Source organism: Bacillus sp. CCNWLW194, assembly GCF_037120585.1.
In the GTDB taxonomy this organism is placed as follows: domain Bacteria; phylum Bacillota; class Bacilli; order Bacillales; family Bacillaceae_G; genus Bacillus_A; species Bacillus_A basilensis.
The window spans coordinates 268,550-287,023 of record NZ_JBBBBL010000005.1; the positions used below are offsets into that span (position 1 = coordinate 268,550).

The following is an 18,474-nucleotide window of genomic DNA, read 5'->3' on the forward strand; positions in this document are numbered from 1 at the left end:
TATGAACGATTTTGCGAGCGAACTTGCTAGAGAATTACAAAGATATGCGAATGTTGTGGAAGAAGAATTGTTAACCGCACAAGAAGAAGTGGCTGATGTTGCTGTAAGTAAATTAAGACAAAGTGGTCCTAAAAAAACAGGTGCTTATCGTAAAGGGTGGCGTAAGAAAAAAGAAGGTAATGGCGTTGTCGTCCACAATATAAAAGGGCAACTAACGCATCTTTTGGAAAATGGCCATGCGAAGGCTGGTGGTGGACGTGTTCCGGCTCAAGTTCATATTCGTCCTGTTGAAGAGTATGTAATTAATGAAGTACCAAGACGGATTGGAAGGGCGCTTGAATAATGACATTAGGTGAATTAATAAAAATCCTTGAAGCTACAGGTTATCCTGTGGCTTATTCGCATTTCATAGCAACACCAGATAAGTCAGTGCCAGCGCCACCTTATATTTGTATTCTTGTGGATGGATCAGCAAATTTAATGGCTGATAACAAGGTTTATCACAAGATAGACGATGCAAATATTGAGCTTTATACAACTAAAAAAGATTTAGTTGCAGAAGCAAAACTTGAAAACGTACTAGACGATCATGAGATTCCTTATGACTCGTATGGGACGTTTATTGAATCTGAGAAAATGTATCAAAAAATATACGAAACGAGGTTGATATAAATGACTAAAGAAAATAAAGTTACGTTTGGTTTGAAGAATGTACATTATGTCCCAATTGATATTCAAGATTTTTTAGTAAAGTTTGGTACGCCAATCCCGTTACCTGGTGGGGTGGAGCTAACATTTGAGCCACGCGGTGATTTAATTGAATTCTATGCGGATGACATGCTTTATTACGCAGCAAGTAATAACCAAGGTTATGATGGAACGCTATCTATTGCAACTATCCCGGAGCAATTCGCTATTGATGCATTAGGTGAGCAATTAGATGAAACAGACGGTGTATTAAATGAGTTAGCTGATGCAAAAGGAAAATCATTTGCATTACTATTTGAATTCGATGGCGATGTGAATGCAACTCGACACGTTATGTATAACTGTGCAGCGAGTCGTCCGACAATCGCATCTAAAACAAAAACAAATTCAGCTGAACCAAATACAAATGAATTGAAGTTTGTATCTAGTCCAATCGTTTTAGCGCCTGGCGGAAGACCAATGGTTAAAACAAAAACTACCTCTAAAACAACTCAAGCAATTTACGATAACTGGTACAAAGAAGTGTACATTAAAAAACCAGCAGCACCAAAAGGAGCATAAGTAAATGGAAAAGACAATTACAATAGACGAAAAACAAGTCAGATTGAAAGCTACAGCAGCCACGGTTAAACGGTATAAAGCGCAATTCAGACGTAATTTATTTGCAGATTTGATGGGGTTAGGGGCAATTAATGCTTTAGCTTCATCAGATGGTTCAGAACAACCTATTGATATGTCTAATGTCGATATGAGTAAAGTCGATTTTGAACTTATTTATGACTTAACTTGGTTATACGCTAAAACGGCTGATCCTAATATTCCTGATCCTATGACATGGCTAGATGGATTTGAAGAATTCCCAATTGAAGAAATTATGCCTGAGGTCATGGAATTAGTTCAGGTCACTATGGGAGCAAAAAAAAAATAAAGAAAAATAATGGAGAGCAAGGGACATTCAGTGATGAGGAATTTACAACTGAATTGTTCCTTGCTCTTTGTTATAAAGCAAATTTAACATATGGTGATTTAGAAGAAATGACCGTTGGTGATTGCTTTGATTATATTTCTGAATTCGCTGAATTAGAAAATCCAGATAAAGAAAAAGTTAGAAAAGCAAATCAAAAAGACTTCGATTCATTCTAAGAAAGGGGTGAGAAAATGGCAGGAAGAATTAAAGGGATTACAATTGAGATTAATGGTAACACTCAACCGTTACAAAATTCTCTAAAAGATGTTAATAAGCAAAGTGATAGCTTGGTCAAAGAACTAAAAGATGTTGAACGTCTTTTAAAATTTGATCCTGGTAATGTTGAAGCTTTAGCTCAGAAGCAAAAGTTATTAACTCAACAAATTGAAAATACAACGCAAAAGTTGGACAAATTGAAAGCAGCGGAGCAACAAGTCCAAGCGCAATTTCAAAACGGAAAGATTTCTGAAGAACAATACCGTGCATTCAGGCGTGAAATTGAATTTACAGAAGGGTCACTTAATGGTCTTAAAAATAAACTAGGAAACATGAAAGCTGAGCAAGATAGTGTAGCGAGCTCAACAAGACAATTAGAAACATTGTTTAGCGCTACTGGGAAAAGCGTTGATGATTTTGCAGGAGCATTAGGAAATCGTCTTGTGAATGCAATTAAAAACGGAACAGCTACAAGTCGGCAGTTAGAACAAGCAATTGGGATTATCGGACGAGAAGCATTAGGAACAGAAGCAGATATTGAAAAATTACAACGTGCTCTACGATCTGTGGATGCAGGAAATTCGATTCGACAAGTACAAAATGAGTTAAGGGATTTACAGCAAGAAGCTGGAAGAACGGAGAAAAAGTTTGAAGGGTTAAAAGTAGGACTCGAAAATGTTATCGGTGGTTTGGCAGCTGGTGGAGGTATAGCAGCAGCTGTTGAACAAGCACTTGATATGTCCAAGTTAAAAACAAAAATTGAAATAGGATTTGATGTTCCTGAATCCTCAAAAAAATCAGTAGAGGATGCTGTGAGGGGAATTTCAGCTTATGGATTAGATGCAGAAGAAGCACTTGAGGGTGTAAGAAGACAATGGGCTTTGAATAAAGGTGTTAGTGATGAAGCAAATGCTTCTATTGTAAAGAGTGCAGCTGTTATTTCTAATGCTTATGCCGGAATAGATTTTACTGAATTAATTCAAGAAGCAAATGAAATTGGTAATGAACTAGGCATTTCACAAGAAGGCGCTCTTGGTATGGCTGATGCCTTATTAAAAATGGGTTTTCCACCGGAACAATTAGATATTATCGCCGAATATGGTGGTCAGCTTACGCGAGCAGGCTACAACGCTGAAGAAGTCCAAGCGATTATGGCAGCTGGGGTTGAAACAGGCACTTGGAATATCGATAACCTATTGGATAAACAATTGTCCCTATGAGTGGTGACATTCATAGCAAACTCCTTTAATTCGGTGGAAGTCTCAATGAGATAATACCGAGCCAAGCCCGATATAAGGGAAGGTGTAACGACTAATTGTAGGGTGTAAGCCAATGACATCCGAAACGGGGAGCATCTTTTACAAAGATGATGATATAGTCTGGTCTTGCTGGTGACAGTAAGCTGTCCTTAGTGGACGGGTGAAACTTTGCGAATTTCACTGAACATTACGGGTCTGAAAGAAGGGCGTATTAAAGCGGCTGAATTTGGTCAAGGTGTCGATAAAGCTATGACTGAAGCTCTTGAAGGTACAAAAATTTCAGCAGAACAAGTTGAAAAATGGGGTCAGGCAGTAGCTAAAGGTGGTAAAGATGGATCGGCAGCCATGACGGAAATTGCACAAGCTTTATCAGAGGTTGAAGATGAAACAAAACGTAATGAATTAGGTGTTAAATTTTTCGGTAGATGATAAATTGTGCCGAAGTAAAATCGCGGTATGAAGCAAAGAGGGTGCGAATCCTAATTTGAACCGAAGGCTGTACAAAGTATAGTCAGGGGCAGAGCATAGAGGGTGAAAAGATATAATCCCTCCACGAGACCGCGACACTTATAAGTGAAAACGTATGCCGAACTTACAGGAATTGAACTGTAAGAAGTAGAGGATAAAAAGCCTTTACGATAACAAAATGACAATGTATGAAGACCAAGGGCAAAACATCATTAATACTTTGCTAGGTGCGAAAGAGAAAACAGTTGATTTTGGGAAGCAACAAGATAAACTGAATGATTCCATTAAGAAAATGGATGCAAACCCAGCAGTTAAATTTCAAAAAGCGATGCAGGATTTACAAGTTGCGCTTCAGCCAGTTCTTAGTGTCATAGCGGATGTCATTTCCAAAATAGCTGAATGGGTTTCAAACAATCCAAAGTTAGCAGCCACATTAACAGCTGTTGCAATGGCTATTGGTATAATCTCAGGTGCAATTATGGCTCTTGCGCCAATAGTCATGACAGTCATGAGCTTCTTTGAAATTGGAGCTTTAGCAGCAGCCGGACTTGTTGCTATTGTTCCTATTATTATTGCAGCTATAGTCGCTTTAGGAATTGCCATTTATAAAAATTGGGATTCTATAAAACAATGGACAATAGATACATGGAATTCTATTAAGGAATATTTAATAGAGCTTTGGGATGGGATAGTTCAATCCTCTAGTGAAGCTTGGAGTTCTTTCTTAGAAACAATGCATTCATTCTTTGATCCAATAGGGCAATTTTTTAGCGATTTATGGACAGGGATAGGCGAAATATGTAGTAGTACATGGAATTCTATTGTTGAATTCTTTTCAGGGGCTTGGGCTTCATTTACTGAAATGATGCATAGTTTCTTTGATCCTATAGGCGAATTCTTTAGTAGTTTATGGTCCGGAATTGTTGAAACGGCGTCTTCTTGGTGGACTTCTTTAGTTACAACAGCTTCAGAATTGTGGGGGACACTCGTACAAGCTTGGCAAGAAACTTGGAATACCATCGTTACTGTTTTAGATCCAATCATTTCATTAATTTCAACAGTACTACAAGCTGGATGGCTATTAATACAAGCAGGGGTACAAATTGCATGGGCAGCCATTTCACAATACATCATTCAACCAATTCAACAAGCTTATGATTGGGTAAGTACAAAGATAGGCGAATTAGTTACATGGCTCGGTACACAATGGGAAATCGCAAAAGCTGTGGCCCAAGTTGCATGGGGATTATTTAAACAATATATCGTCCAGCCTGTACAGGAAGCTTGGAGCTTAGTGAAAGAGAAATTTAGTGATTTGATTTCTTGGTTAAGTTCACAGTGGGAACTTGCTAAATCATACACCCTTATGGCTTGGAACTTGGTAAAACAGTACGTTATTCAGCCAGTTCAAGAATTGTGGAATACAACCAAGCAAAAACTGACGGATTTAGCTAACTGGATATTATCAAATTGGGAATCTATAAAATCCTATACACTTTCAGCTTGGAATTTAGTGAAACAATATGTGATTCAACCAGTAACAGATGCTTATAATCAGGCAAAACAAAAATTTACTGATTTATATAATTCAGCTAAAGAAAAATTCGATTCTGTGAAGAATGCAGCACAAGAAAAATTTGAAGCAGCGAAACGATTTATTATTGATCCAATTAAAGATGCAGTTGACAGTGTAGAAAAATTTATTGGGAAGATCAAGAGCTTCTTTAGTGATTTGAAGTTAAAGATTCCTAAACCTGAAATGCCACCACTTCCACACTTTAGCTTGCAAACTAGTACGAAAAATATTTTAGGGAAGGATATTACGTTCCCTTCTGGACTTAATATAGATTGGCGTGCAAAAGGTGGTATCTTCACTAAACCGACTATCTTTGGAATGAATGGTGGAAACTTGCAAGGTGCAGGAGAAGCCGGAAAAGAAGCGGTTTTACCATTGAATAAAAAGACACTTGGAGATATTGGTGCAGGAATAGTAGCAGCCATGCCACGACAAAAATTTGCTATATCAGGAGAAATAAATCAATTAGTGGATGATATGAGCCGTATGATGGCTAGTTCCGCAAGTCAATTAGCAGGATTAAAGACCGTCATGAGTGGTGTGTATGGAAGTATGTCGAATAGCAGACAAGCCATGACAAACAGTGTATCGAATCAAGTGGTTAATAATTCTTTTGGTTCATCAAGTGGTGGAGTAATCCCAATGCTTGGTGGCGATTTAGTTGTTGAAGTTCCTGTTGTTTTAGAGGGACGAGATGTGGCACGTGGTACTTACCGATATACAACCGAGTATCAAGATAGAGAAACAGCAAGAAACTCAGACTTTTAAGTTTGGGTTTCTTTTATTTTATAAAGAAAAGAGGTGTTAACATGAGTTCTTTTACATTTAACAATCAACGTAAAGATTTTATTCAAATTGCAAAAGGATGGAAAAGACCAACTTGGGCGCCATTAAAAAGGAATTTCTTAAGCGTTCCTGGATATCCAGGTGCAAGACTATTAAACACTCAAACGGAAATGCGTGTTTTATCTATCCCTGTAGGAATTATCGTTCCTGATGGATCTGATTTAGAACTCATAAAAGAAGAAATTGCGGATTGGTTAATTACAGATCAAGCAGTAGAACTTACTTTTGATGTAGAACCAAATAGAACATATTTAGCTGTTGTAGATGATAGCTTTGATCCAGATGAATTTGTAACACTTGGTATCGGTACAATTAAATTTATTTGTCCGATGCCTTATAAATTAGGAAAAGTACAAACTCATCCATTTGTACAAAGTTGGTCTACTGAGACTACTTCCTATTTCACAAATAAAGGTAGCGTAGAAGCCCCAGCATTAATTGAAATGACTGTAAAAAAACCAAGCACTTTTTTAGATGTATGGTTTGGTAAATATCCTTTAGAACGAAACTATTTCCGTATTGGTTATCCTCTAACTGTGGAAGAAACAACGGTACAAGAGCGTGAGCGTGTGTTATGGGATGAAATGGGTTCACCTATAGGTTGGACTCCTGTTACTGGACAATTTGACGATATGAAGGGGACAGGTAGTTTTAAATCAAGGGGCGGTTACGCACTATATTGTGAAGAATACGGAGAGGGGAAAGGATTTTACGGTGCAATAGCTAAGAAAAGTATTCCAGGCGGTCCATTACAAGATTTTGAAATGGAGGCATGGATGACTTTAAAGTCCAAAAACATTGATGAGATGGGGCGTTGTGAAGTTCTCTTATTGGATGAGGCAAGTAATCTGGTAGCTCGTATTAACATGAATGATTTATACGTAACGGCAGAAATTACAAAAGCACATATGAAAATCGGAAATAGCGGAACGCCTAATAGCATTCGGAAATTAGTAGATACAAGTGGCTATTACTTATCTACTTTCAATCAATTTCGGGGACGCCTGCGTATTGCTAGAAGAGGGACAAAATGGTCTGTATATGTAGCTAAATTTATAGATGGTAAAGAGATAGACGGAGCTTCCCTAGTTGAACAATGGAACGATGTTAACAACAGTAATCCAATGACAAACCGAAAAATCGCACAAGTTATGATTGCGCTTTGTAAGTGGGATAATCACCAGCCTGTTAACGAAATGCAATTTGATGATTTAAAGATTTGGAAGGTAAACAAAGTCCCTTCTAATACAAAACCTTATATTTTCGATGCAGGAGACAAAGTGATTATTGATACAGAAAAAAGTCTTGTTACGATTAATGGGAAAGATGCAATTAATATTAAAGATATTTTTAGTGAATTTCCTAAGATCATTCGTGGAGACAATCGTATTGATATTATGCCACCAGATGTTACAGCTACAATCAGTTACAGGGAGAGATATAGATGAGAACGCCAAGTGGTGAATTGCATGTTGTTGATTTTAAAACAGAACAAATTGTAGCATCTATTCAGCCAGCAGATTATTGGGATGATAAAAGACATTGGGAAATCAAAAATAACATTGATACATTAGAGTTTCATGTATTTGATAATACAAGGCATTCATCCACACTTATGCAGCAAAATTTAGTATTAAAAGAAGTGCGTGATGGTCGTATCGTTCCTTATGTAATTACTGAAATTGAAAAGAATTCTGATGATAGATCAGTAATCGCTTATGCATCAGGTGAATGGATTCAGCTTGCCAAAGCCGGAATTATTCCTCCTCAAAAACTAGAAGGTAAGACAGTAATTGAAATGGTTGATATCGCTCTTGCAGGTACGAAGTGGCAAAAAGGGAATTTAGAATATGCTAGTTTCCGTTCCATGACGATCGATGAATTTATTGATCCACTGTCTTTTCTTAAAAAGATAGCTTCCTTGTTCGAATTAGAAATCCAATATTGTGCTGAAGTCGTAGGCTCTCAAGTCGTTGGGCGTTATGTAGATATGGTGAAGAAGCGCGGTCAAGAAACAGGAAAAGAAGTAACTCTTGGTAAAGATTTGATGGGGATTAAGCGCATTGAGAACTCTCAAAACATTTGTACAGCCTTACTAGGTTTTGTAAAAAAAGCAGGCGGAGAATTTGTTACTATTACGGAAATAAATAACGGTGTTCCTTATCTTGTGGATAATGATGCTTTCCAAAGATGGAACGAAAAAGGACAACATAAATTTGGTTTTTACAGTCCAGAAACAGAAAACGAAGATATGGATCCAAAACGTTTAATGACTCTTATGAATACAGAGTTAAAAAAACGTGTAAATACATCTGTCTTATATGAAGTTGAAGCACAATCAATTGGTCGTGTGTTCGGATTGGCTCATGAGTTAATTAATGAAGGCGATACGATTCGGATTAAAGATACGGGATTTACGCCAAAGCTTTATTTAGAAGCAAGAGCAATCGCTGGTGATGAATCGTTTAAAAATCCATTGCAAGATAAATATGTATTTGGAGATTATCATGAGATTATTGATTCGAATGAAGAATTAAGAAAGATTTACAATCGTATTCTTAGTTCGCTAGGCAATAAACAAGAAATGATAGATCAGCTAGATAAATTGGTTCAAGAAGCTAACGAAACCGCTAGTAATGCAAAGAAAGAATCAGAAGCAGCGAAAGCACTTGCTGAAAAGGTACAAGAAAATATTAAAAATAATACCGTTGAAATCATAGAATCGAAGAACCCACCGACAACTGGGTTAAAGCCTTATAAAACACTTTGGTGTGATATTAGTAATGGAAAGCCCGGTATTTTAAAAATATGGACAGGTACAGCATGGGAATCGGTTGTACCCGATGTGGAATCAGTCAAACAAGTAACACTAGAGCAGGTTAATAAAGATATAGAAATCACAAAAACAGAATTAAATCAAAAGGTTCAAGAAGCACGGAATCAAGCAACAGGACAGTTTAACGAAGTGAAGGAAAGCTTACAAGGTGTTAGTCGCACAATTTCTGATGTGCAAAACGAACAAGGCAATATTAATAAAAAAGTGACACAAATAGAACAAACTTCAGATGGATTTAAAACTTCTATCGAAACGTTAACGAAAAAAGATACTGAAATTAGTAATAAGCTAAATACAGTTGAGTCAACTGTGGAAGGCACAACAAAGATAATTTCTGATGTGCAGCAAACAACAAGTGAATTAACTAAAACAACAACTGAAATTAAAGAACAAGCTGGGAAGATTAGTGAACAATTAACAAGCGTAGAAAAGAAGTTTGATGATATAGATATTGGTGGCCCTAACTTAATTACCGGAACAGAGAACAAATCCGCTACAGGTTGGAAGTCTTGGGGAAGCATTGGGCGTATTGGCGTATATGCCCCGATGGGTCTAGCAGGTCAAAGTTTATACGTGGAAACAAAATCCGCTGACGGAAAAACGCAACTTCCAATCGCAAAAGATACAAAGATAGGTCTAGAAGCTACTGGACATTCGTTTTCAGTTCGTGCCGGAAGAGAATACACTCTTTCTATGGAAGTGGCGACGAGTGAGTTCGATGATGTTCTAGATTATATATATCTTATGTATACCGTTACAGGGGGCAATAGGAAGCTTGGTAATATCAAAGTTACAGATTTCCCACAAACCGCACCAGTTTATGTGGGGGCGACTAGATTTTATCATAAAGTAAAATTGACATTCAAAGCTGATCGTGACGACGATAATGTTTACATGCTTATCGGTGGTGCTGTAAAAAGAGAGCTTACAGGGTCAAATGGTTACGCTTGGATTCGGATTGTAGCATTGAAAATAGAAAAGGGTAATGTAGCAACAGCTTGGACAGTAGCACCAGAGGAACAAGTGTCCGTTGATGAATTCGTTAAAAAAACAACTGAAATTGAGAAAAGTGTAGATGGCGTAAAAACTACTGTAACAAATGTTCAAAACAGCCAAGCTGGATTCGAAAAGCGTATGTCTACTGTGGAGCAAACCGCAAATGGATTATCTTCCACAGTAAGTGATTTAAACAATGTAGTAACAGATCAAGGCAAGAAACTTACTGAAGCAAATACAAAACTTGAACAACAGGCAACGGCAATCGGGGCAAAAGTTGAGCTTAAACAAGTAGAGGATTATGTTGCTGGCTTTAAGATTCCTGAGTTAAAACAAACAGTGAATCAAAATAAACAAGATTTATTAGATGAATTAGCTAACAAGCTTGCAACTGAACAATTTAACCAGAAGATGACTATGATTGATAACCGTTTCACTATTAATGAACAGGGTATCAATGCTGCAGCAAAAAAGACAGAAGTATATACAAAGACGCAGGCAGATGGACAATTTGCTACAGATTCTTATGTAAGAGATATGGAGTCGCGCCTGCAGCTAACAGAAAAGGGCGTTAGTATATCGGTAAAAGAAAATGATGTAATAGCAGCCTTTAACATGAGTAAAGAAAACATTAAGTTAAATGCTGCACGAATAGACTTAGTTGGTAAAGTTAATGCTGAGTGGATTAAAGCTGGATTGCTAACCGGTTGCCAAATTAGAACATCAAATACGGATAACTACGTAAGCTTAGATGACCAATTTATACGTCTCTATGAAAGAGGGGTTGCTAGAGCGTTTCTGGGGCATTACAGAAGAGCAGATGGAGCAGTGCAACCGACTTTTATCTTAGGTTCAGATGAAAAGACTAACGCTCCTGCAGGCACGTTATTTATGTCTCAAGCAGGTGCAGGGTGGTCTGGTGCTTATGCGAGCATTGGTATTAGCGACGGCATAGAAAATAATGAAATTAAAAAATCTGTGTATTGGGAGTTGCAAAGAAACGGACTAAGTGTTCTAAACGCTAATGATTACCATGTTTTTTATGCTGGAAATGGGAGTTGGTATTTTAGACGAGGAAAACCGGGGTTATATCAAACTTCGTTAGTCGTTGAAGATAATAGTACAGATTCTGATTTAAGATTACCTAATATAACTTTACGTAATAGCCGTGCAGCAGGATATACAGGAGTTATCCAACTGAAATCATCTGTTACTCAAAATGGCTGGGGTGCTGTTCAAGGGAATTTTATGACTCCTTCATTACGGGAGTATAAATCTAATATCCGTGATATTTCTTTTTCCGCCTTAGAAAAAATTAGAAGTCTTAAAATTAGACAATTTAATTATAAGAATGCCGTAAACAAACTATACCGGATGAGAGAAGAGAAAGGTCCCAATGATCCACCATTGACAACAGAAGATATTAAAACATACTACGGTTTAATCGTAGATGAATGTGATGAAATGTTTGTGGATGAAAGTGGGAAAGGAATTCACTTGTATTCATACGCATCCATTGCAATGAAAGGCTTACAGGAAGTTGATACAACAGTACAGGAACAAAAGGTAGAAATTGCAAATCTAAAATCACAAGTAGCTAGCCAAGAAGATCGGATAGCTCGATTAGAAGAATTATTACTACAACAATCAATTGATTAGAAACCAGAGCAGCCATAAGCTGGTCTTTTTTTATTGCCTAAAAAGGGGTGGTTAAGGTGGAAGGGTTACAAGAAGTAAGAAGTGATGTTCAAGAAATCAAGCAAGAAATTAAGCAAGAAATTAAGGAAATAAGATTAGAAGTTAAAAGCTTAGAAATACGAACAACGGGTAACGAAAAGGACATTATTAATATCAACAAACAGTTAGATAAAATCAGCGCCAATACTACCTGGATTTTACGACTTATAGTTGGTGGAATTGTTGGTGGTATTCTCACTTTCTTAATGAAAGGAGGTGGTATGTAATGGTTAGTTTAGCTGTAATGATTGGAATTGTAGTTGGTCTTTCGCAAATCGTAAAAACAATTGGATTACAAACAAAATATATTCCGTTATTAAATTTAACGCTTGGCATTGTGCTAGGCGTTTTATTTTTGGACGGAGATATCAAAACAAATGTATTTCAAGGAATCATCATTGGTCTATCAGCAAGTGGATTATTTGACCACACAAAAATTATGAAAAAGGATGCTGATATAAAATGAAAAAAACATTAAAACATATTTCTTCTGTACTCTTTGCTGTTATTTTAGCTTTATCCGTTGCAACAAGTGCTTTCGCGGATAGAACACTTATTATTCCTGATTTACCCAAACAACCATATCGAAATGGTGTAGGCGCTTATGAAGGTGTTGTGGCACATTCGACAGCAACTCCTGAAGCGCCAGCTATTAACATTCAAAAATATGAGTCTCGCACATGGCGCTCAGCATTCGTACATTATGCAGTTGATTGGAATGAAACAATCCAAATTGCTGATACGAAATATATTGCTTATGGTGCAGGACCAGGAGCAAATAAACGATTTGTTCACGTAGAATTATGCGAAACAAGAGATTATGGGAAATTCAAACGCAGCTATGATAAATACGTTAAGTTATTAGCTAAAATTCTTCGTGATCGTGGATTATCTGTAGAAAAAGGATTATGGACTCACTACGATGTTACAAAATATCTTGGCGGAACTGATCATGAAGATCCACTTGATTACTTAAAGTCTCATGGCGTTTCAGAAGCTCAATTCCGAGCTGACGTACAACGAGCATACAATAATTCTAATGTTGATGTTTCTGTTTCAGAAAAGCCATCTAAACCTGTTGAGGTTCCAACGGCTGTAACAGATGGTATTGCATATATTGAAGGTTACAATGTGAACTTACGTAAAGGTCCTAGTACAAGCTATTCTAAGATTCGTCACCTAAATAAACCAGAGTCTTATGTTGTATGGGCTGAAAAGGATGGCTGGTTAAATCTAGGTGGAGAACAATGGATTAAGAACGATCCATCTTATGTAAAGTTTAGTAAGAAAAGTGCTGTGGATTCATCAATTGTAGGTAAGCGTGTTGTTTCTAAAGTTAATAATCTACGTTTCTATGATGCTCCATCTTGGCAGGATAAAGATGTTGTGGGTTCTGTAGATGCGGGATTAGGATTTACAATTGATGTAAAAGTAAGTGTTAATGGTTCACCACAATATAAAGTACACAATAGAAAAGGGAAAACATACTATGTAACAGCAAATGAAGCCTATGTGTATGTGAAGTAAGAAAAAATCCGTCCTATGGGCGGCTTTTTTTAGTTTATATTAACTAATTCATCGAATTTAAATTCCGTATTTAATCCAAATGCATCGGTACAATAGATCGTTTTTGTCATCGGCTCGATATGTAATACATTTATGTACATGTCATGAATTAAGCCATCGCGTTAATAAGAAATCAATATCCCTACTTTATTTTGTAATGAATGTACAATACCGATTTGTAGTTGTTCTTGCATGTCCTCAGTCACAATTGGTTTAGGAACTTTATTTAAATCGTTAAGCATTTCATTAATCCCTATGAACTGTTCCGGAAGTGAAGCGAATGGTCTCTATTTTATCATGCCGCGTCCTTTTAGTTTCGGTGTTCCCCAATTTGTGTTTTCCATAATAATTCCCCGATACATGCTATTTATCCTTATCGAACGCAAACGTACGCTCTTTTAAAAGACCTAAAAAAGCCTTTCTATTATGATTTGGCTCTTTTTTATATCTATGTAATTAAATTTTACTTTTAGATAATGCCTTTAAAATTGGATTCAAAATCTTACTGATTAAACGAAAACCTCTAAATATTGACTGGATAATCTTCATCGTATCAGCCCCCTCGAATTAAATAAATCATACCTATTAATACGATATTTTAAAAGTGTGATTTATTCTACAGAAAGAATAGCGTACTTTTTTCATTTTAAGGAAATTTAGTTTTGTTAGCTTGATGGGCATGTACGGTGATCCGAAAAAGGTAAAAACAGAACGATAAAAGTGCCATTTATATGGCGAATTAAATGCCATTCTACTCTTTTCGCTATCATGTTTCAAATTCAGCAATTACTTCTTATAAAAAATAACAAGAACTGAGTAAAAATAAGGCCATATATGAATAAAGATTACTTTCTTCTTCTTTTCTAAGCTATAGAGAAAGACACCCAAGAGCTATCAAAGATTCTAATTCGCCTCTTCAATCTTCTACAGCAAAGCGGTTGAAAATCTTAGCGATATGAGAAACAACAGTCTTTGATATATTAGGTGTCATTTAAAATTGTATCATGTCTGATAATTAAGTGGCTTAATTCAAAAAATAAATCCATTAGGGTTTATTTTGAATGCAAATCTTTAAAGCACCTACATAAAGACTTTTAAAAAGAAACAATTATAAAGGGTTAATATAACTTACTATTTATCAGTAGTTATATTGAACTGAAATTGTAAGTTGAAGTTGAAATATTATTAGCAGATAAAAAATGAAATCCATTCGGCGAAGGGAATCTGGCTGCTTCAAAGTGAGTCGGAGATGCAAATGCGGTAGACAAAATTGTGCCATCAGTAGAACTTGAAACAGCAACATTTACTGTATCTCCAGCTTTTAATGGTAGGATAGCAGAAACACTTGTTATATCACCAATAGGAATTTCACCAAAAAAATCATTATCAGATGCTACAGGAACATCATTTACTCTAATCAGTACTAATACTCTATAACTCGTCACAATATCAGGGAAAAAATTAACACTTGCAATAATTAAATATACTCCATCTTGTTTTGGAGTAAAAGTTGATGTGATTGGGTCATATTCATTGTTTAAATCAAATATTTTATTTGGATAAAGAACTGGAATTACAGGAACATCTGCAGTAACATTTTGTTCAACAGCAGTATTCACAGCTCTAAATGCTGATTGAGGTTGTTCTTGAATTGGTGGTGATGAACATATCAGCGGAAACGCAAAAGGACTACAAGAATTGAAGTGTTTGTTTTTTGAGATCAAGAAAAAATCAAGCTCCTTTCTTTAGTTAGGTTTAATATATTAAATGTGAAATGATTCTGTTTTCTTGTATGTTTGTCCAATGCATAATAAATATTTATTACGAGATTACCAAAAATTCTTTATTTAAGCTTTCTGAATGGCTTTTGTATTTATATAATCCTTGTTATTAGTAGTTAATTAAATAAAGTATGATAGCTTTTATAACAATAGCAACGCCTATAGTCTAATATTAATATAAAAAAATATTAGATAGATTATCTATTTTTTTAAGATAATAACCAATCGGTTTTTACCTTTTATTACCATTCTTTTTATTTTTAAGAGGGAAGAACTAAGCTAGCAAATACTCCGGCGTGATCGGATGGCCAGAGAGCGGTTGATGTTCTATCGTGTTGTTCTTCTCCTACCACATCAGCCATAATTGGGATCCAACCATTTTTAAACAAAATAAAATCTATTCTTCTGTTTAGAGAGGATATAGCATTCAATAAATCAGGATCCTGGCAACAGGTAAACCCTTGTCCTTTTCCCACCCTTGTCCAAGCATCTTGAAATCCAGCATTGATTAAATTTCCATATGTTGGTGTGCCGGTTCCGTTAGCATTTGAATTCAAATCGCCTAGAAGGATTAGCGGTAGATTTGTATTGGCTGGGCCTGTTAGTAATTCGTTCCCTTGGGCAACTTGAACTGGGGGAGAAAGAGGTTCTAAATGCGTATTGATTATTCGGAAGATACGTCCGTTTGCGCTAACGTCGATAGATGACCATCCCCGGGGAATGGTAAACGGTTGTCCGCCAACTGGTATTGTTAATTTTGCTTGAAAATTGGCTTCTTGTCGTTGAATAACCTTCAATCCGGAATCTTTTCGAATCAATATGACATCCCTGTCTAAAAAACCTACTATATTTCCGTTGCTACTTGGCAGTTGTACCGAGTTATTTTCATTTTTGGCTGCCACTTCATAATCCAATCCCATTTTCTTTAATTCATTTAACAGTATTTCTATAAAATTGTATGTGACTGTTTGGACACCAGGAACAAATAGTTGCCACAGTTCTGCTTCTTGTAATCCAATAATATCAGGTTTCTTCAATATAATCTGTTTGACAATTGCTTCTACACGGACAGGAAAATTGGTCGCGAGAAATTGTCGAAATACTTCAGTTACCGCTTGGCGTAATTCTGCTGGTGTAGTAGCAATTACAAGGGGGGTAAAATCTGCACCTAAATAAAGATTCCATGTCATGACTGTTGGTGGTCCTTGGGGTTCTGGAATCGGAGGGAATTCAGCTGGAAAAGCAGGGAAAATTCTAGGGCAGTCTCTTTTCTGCTTTAAGGTTAAAAATGATTTTGGAAAATATGACCTCAAAATAATTCATCTCCTTTTTTGAAACTTAATATAATTATTCATATTCAGTTTCGAATAATTTGGCTTGTGTGCTTATCTAATAGAATTTATATTATATACACGCCAGATTAACATAGTACATCATTATCAGTAGTTAACGGACCTTAAAGTTTTTGGTATAGTGGTAATTAAAATTTTTAATAGAAAAAAATAAAAAAGTGCTAACAAGTTTGCAAACGAACTTGCTAACACTTATACAGAATAAACATAAGATATCGCTGATATGTCATCTTTGAAAATAGCTTAAATCAACTAAATCACACTTATAGGAGATGCTCATAAAAACAGTCTTAATATCAAGATTATAACCATCCAGACATTCCTTTGCTGTTAAGACGAAAACGGGGTATGGTATTAATTTCTACTCCAGAATTTGCATCGAATAATAAAAAGTCACGGTTTGTAAAACTAAAAGTACAACAAGCTACAAACGGTATAAAGTGGATCAAGATATTTAGAAATTTAAAAGAGGATTTTCATATAGGTGGAGAAGTTGAATTAGAGCATATTCTACAATATCCGAAAGATTATATGCTAGGGGCAAATATTAGGGTGTTGCTTCCATACAATGAGAGAATATATAAAGTTCAAGGTACTAAAATAAAACCAGGTATAAAAGTAAAGGAAAGAGAGTATCTATTTAAAGGGTTTCAGCAAAAATTTCCCTACTTCAGATTACTACCAGAATGTAAAAGGATAGCAATAAATAATGAAAATGAATTATTCCCTTTAATTGCTCCAAAAGGATTAGAGACTATAACGTTAGAAATATGGTCTGAAAAAATATCGATGGAAGTAGAACAAGCATTATTTGAAAGTGAAATTGTGATAGCGCAAATTGGTGAGTCATCATATGTATTACATACAGATTCTCCAGTATTGTTAAAAATAGTAAGGTATAATATTGAAAAATTATTGCAAAACCCATATAAAATGCAATATTGTCAGAAATACAAAACAAACCTAGTAGAGGATGTTATGAAAGCGGTTTATGCTACTGCAGGTGAGCGAAATGATGCGACATTGGCGTTAATTGCAATGGAAAATTGTGATGGACGTGAAAAAATTGATCCAAAGCAAATCGTTAGAGAAGGGTTTGCACGAACAAACCGTATTTCGGCATTTATTAATTTATTTATAGGCCAAAGTGTATCTCGTAAAACAATTATAAATTGTATTCTTAGTTTATTAGAACAAAGAGGATTTTTGAAACGTAGTTGGAATAAGATAAATTTACCTTGTACATATGTTAATTTATCAATTGAAAGAATCTCGAAATTTGATTTCTTACCTATTATTTCACAAATAAAAGGAAAAGAAATTTCATATAAATTATATGGGAATACAGAGTGGCAAACGATTGATCGTTTATTATTAAATATAAATAAACATAATATCTTTTTACCGCAGCCTTCAAAAAGAAATGACATGGGAATTCAATTTAAACAATTTGTTTCTGAAACATTAACGGGAATTTTACAATATGCAAAAGAGCAAAATGAGCAAGTATATTTCATTATAGATGCGAGTTTAAGAAAACATTGGATAAAAGAGTTACAAAATAATAAAATTGATATAGATACTTTCCCTGAGATTGTTCCGGATGTGTTAAAGGTTCCAAACTTAAATATTATTAGAATAAATACATCTTTTGATGTACCAACATACGGTGCAATAGAATGTGAGGATGTACTCGATTGTACGAGTTTATATGTAGATCCTAAAGGAATGTATTATAGCACTGGTGAGTATTCGTTTAATGGTAGTGAAACATTGCAGCGATACATACTCGAAATTTTACCGCTAGAGGTGTAAAAGCTGTAGAAAAGAATTATATTGCCAAAATGGTACATTACATGTGCTGTAATTCAAGTATGCTTTTGGAAAAGAATATACACATGCCGTATTCCATGCATATGGCGAAAGTAATAAAAAGCTATATGACTGATATAGATGCAAGAGAGTTTAAAGAGTTTGATGATGAATTGGATGTAGATATAATGAAAATAGAAAAGAAAGATTCAATTATGCTTCTTTAAATAATAGTAGACAAATCCTGTTCATTATATCGATCAGGATTTGTCATTTTTTCATGTAAATAAGGATATCTTTTGTCATGTATCTTTTCTTTTACATATTTACTTTATTTACATACAGGATTAAGAT

13 protein-coding genes and 5 pseudogenes are annotated in these 18,474 nt (G+C 35.5%); 15 read left to right on the top strand and 3 right to left on the bottom strand.

What is annotated here, in order from left to right; translation table 11 throughout:
• Window position 1 precedes the first annotated feature (1 nt).
• The 13 genes and pseudogenes from V7S50_RS14235 to V7S50_RS14295 all read left to right on the top strand — a co-directional run bounded on the left by V7S50_RS14235 (window position 2) and on the right by V7S50_RS14295 (window position 13,136).
• Window positions 2-343 carry an HK97 gp10 family phage protein gene (locus V7S50_RS14235; RefSeq protein WP_242253402.1) on the top strand — a complete coding sequence of 114 codons (342 nt, stop codon included), beginning with the start codon at window positions 2-4 and terminating at the stop codon, window positions 341-343.
• A complete protein-coding gene (locus V7S50_RS14240) occupies window positions 343-672 on the top strand; it encodes a hypothetical protein (RefSeq protein ID WP_242253403.1) in 330 nt (109 codons plus the stop codon). Before V7S50_RS14235 ends, V7S50_RS14240 begins: the two co-directional genes overlap by 1 nt.
• Window positions 673-1,269, top strand: coding sequence for a major tail protein (locus V7S50_RS14245; protein ID WP_242253404.1), 597 nt, complete (start codon window positions 673-675; stop codon window positions 1,267-1,269).
• A 4-nt stretch (window positions 1,270-1,273) separates the two neighbouring features.
• Complete coding sequence (locus tag V7S50_RS14250) at window positions 1,274-1,636, top strand: hypothetical protein (protein ID WP_242253405.1); 363 nt, start codon at window positions 1,274-1,276, stop codon at window positions 1,634-1,636.
• Window positions 1,637-1,689: 53 nt separating this feature from the next.
• A complete protein-coding gene (locus V7S50_RS14255; protein WP_242253406.1) occupies window positions 1,690-1,851 on the top strand; it encodes a hypothetical protein in 162 nt (53 codons plus the stop codon).
• A 15-nt stretch (window positions 1,852-1,866) separates the two neighbouring features.
• A pseudogene (locus tag V7S50_RS14260) lies at window positions 1,867-3,093 on the top strand (DUF2207 domain-containing protein); the annotation flags it as partial.
• Window positions 3,094-3,342: 249 nt separating this feature from the next.
• A pseudogene (locus V7S50_RS14265) lies at window positions 3,343-3,573 on the top strand (hypothetical protein); the annotation flags it as partial.
• Between the two features lie 223 nt (window positions 3,574-3,796).
• The gene (locus V7S50_RS14270; RefSeq protein ID WP_242253410.1) at window positions 3,797-5,962 is read left to right on the top strand and encodes a phage tail tape measure protein; all 2,166 of its coding nucleotides are present in this window, start codon (window positions 3,797-3,799) and stop codon (window positions 5,960-5,962) included.
• 41 nt (window positions 5,963-6,003) lie between these two features.
• Window positions 6,004-7,488: a distal tail protein Dit gene (locus V7S50_RS14275; RefSeq protein ID WP_242253411.1), complete on the top strand. Its 1,485-nt coding sequence runs from the start codon at window positions 6,004-6,006 to the stop codon at window positions 7,486-7,488.
• Window positions 7,485-11,531: a phage tail spike protein gene (locus tag V7S50_RS14280; RefSeq protein WP_242253412.1), complete on the top strand. Its 4,047-nt coding sequence runs from the start codon at window positions 7,485-7,487 to the stop codon at window positions 11,529-11,531. Before V7S50_RS14275 ends, V7S50_RS14280 begins: the two co-directional genes overlap by 4 nt.
• Window positions 11,532-11,587: 56 nt before the next feature.
• Complete coding sequence (locus V7S50_RS14285; protein WP_242253413.1) at window positions 11,588-11,836, top strand: hemolysin XhlA family protein; 249 nt, start codon at window positions 11,588-11,590, stop codon at window positions 11,834-11,836.
• Window positions 11,836-12,075: a holin gene (locus tag V7S50_RS14290; protein ID WP_123805348.1), complete on the top strand. Its 240-nt coding sequence runs from the start codon at window positions 11,836-11,838 to the stop codon at window positions 12,073-12,075. Before V7S50_RS14285 ends, V7S50_RS14290 begins: the two co-directional genes overlap by 1 nt.
• A complete protein-coding gene (locus V7S50_RS14295) occupies window positions 12,072-13,136 on the top strand; it encodes an N-acetylmuramoyl-L-alanine amidase (RefSeq protein ID WP_242253415.1) in 1,065 nt (354 codons plus the stop codon). The genes V7S50_RS14290 and V7S50_RS14295 overlap by 4 nt, the downstream gene beginning before the upstream one ends.
• Window positions 13,137-13,165: 29 nt before the next feature.
• Here the strand turns inward: V7S50_RS14295 and V7S50_RS14300 are convergent.
• A pseudogene (locus tag V7S50_RS14300) lies at window positions 13,166-13,417 on the bottom strand (YolD-like family protein).
• 452 nt (window positions 13,418-13,869) lie between these two features.
• Here V7S50_RS14300 and V7S50_RS14305 point away from each other — a divergent pair.
• Window positions 13,870-14,170: pseudogene (locus V7S50_RS14305) on the top strand (IS4 family transposase); the annotation flags it as partial.
• A 150-nt stretch (window positions 14,171-14,320) separates the two neighbouring features.
• Here V7S50_RS14305 and V7S50_RS14310 read toward each other — a convergent pair.
• Both V7S50_RS14310 and V7S50_RS14315 read right to left on the bottom strand, forming a co-directional pair.
• Window positions 14,321-14,899, bottom strand: coding sequence for a C1q-like domain-containing protein (locus V7S50_RS14310; protein WP_242253416.1), 579 nt, complete (start codon window positions 14,897-14,899; stop codon window positions 14,321-14,323).
• A 317-nt stretch (window positions 14,900-15,216) separates the two neighbouring features.
• Window positions 15,217-16,269 carry an endonuclease/exonuclease/phosphatase family protein gene (locus tag V7S50_RS14315; protein WP_396022992.1) on the bottom strand — a complete coding sequence of 351 codons (1,053 nt, stop codon included), beginning with the start codon at window positions 16,267-16,269 and terminating at the stop codon, window positions 15,217-15,219.
• 363 nt (window positions 16,270-16,632) lie between these two features.
• Between V7S50_RS14315 and V7S50_RS14320 the strand changes: the two are divergent.
• Window positions 16,633-18,347, top strand: a pseudogene (locus V7S50_RS14320) (RNaseH domain-containing protein).
• Window positions 18,348-18,474 lie beyond the last annotated feature (127 nt).

Bases quoted from the DNA above. Each gene is read 5' to 3' on its own strand.
- V7S50_RS14280 (WP_242253412.1), top strand. From the start codon at position 7,485: ATGAGAACGCCAAGTGGTGAATTGCATGTTGTTGATTTTAAAACAGAA.
- V7S50_RS14235 (WP_242253402.1), top strand. From the start codon at position 2: ATGAACGATTTTGCGAGCGAACTTGCTAGAGAATTACAAAGATATGCG.
- V7S50_RS14250 (WP_242253405.1), top strand. From the start codon at position 1,274: ATGGAAAAGACAATTACAATAGACGAAAAACAAGTCAGATTGAAAGCT.
- V7S50_RS14290 (WP_123805348.1), top strand. From the start codon at position 11,836: ATGGTTAGTTTAGCTGTAATGATTGGAATTGTAGTTGGTCTTTCGCAA.
- V7S50_RS14245 (WP_242253404.1), top strand. From the start codon at position 673: ATGACTAAAGAAAATAAAGTTACGTTTGGTTTGAAGAATGTACATTAT.
- V7S50_RS14240 (WP_242253403.1), top strand. From the start codon at position 343: ATGACATTAGGTGAATTAATAAAAATCCTTGAAGCTACAGGTTATCCT.
- V7S50_RS14275 (WP_242253411.1), top strand. From the start codon at position 6,004: ATGAGTTCTTTTACATTTAACAATCAACGTAAAGATTTTATTCAAATT.
- V7S50_RS14295 (WP_242253415.1), top strand. From the start codon at position 12,072: ATGAAAAAAACATTAAAACATATTTCTTCTGTACTCTTTGCTGTTATT.
- V7S50_RS14270 (WP_242253410.1), top strand. From the start codon at position 3,797: ATGACAATGTATGAAGACCAAGGGCAAAACATCATTAATACTTTGCTA.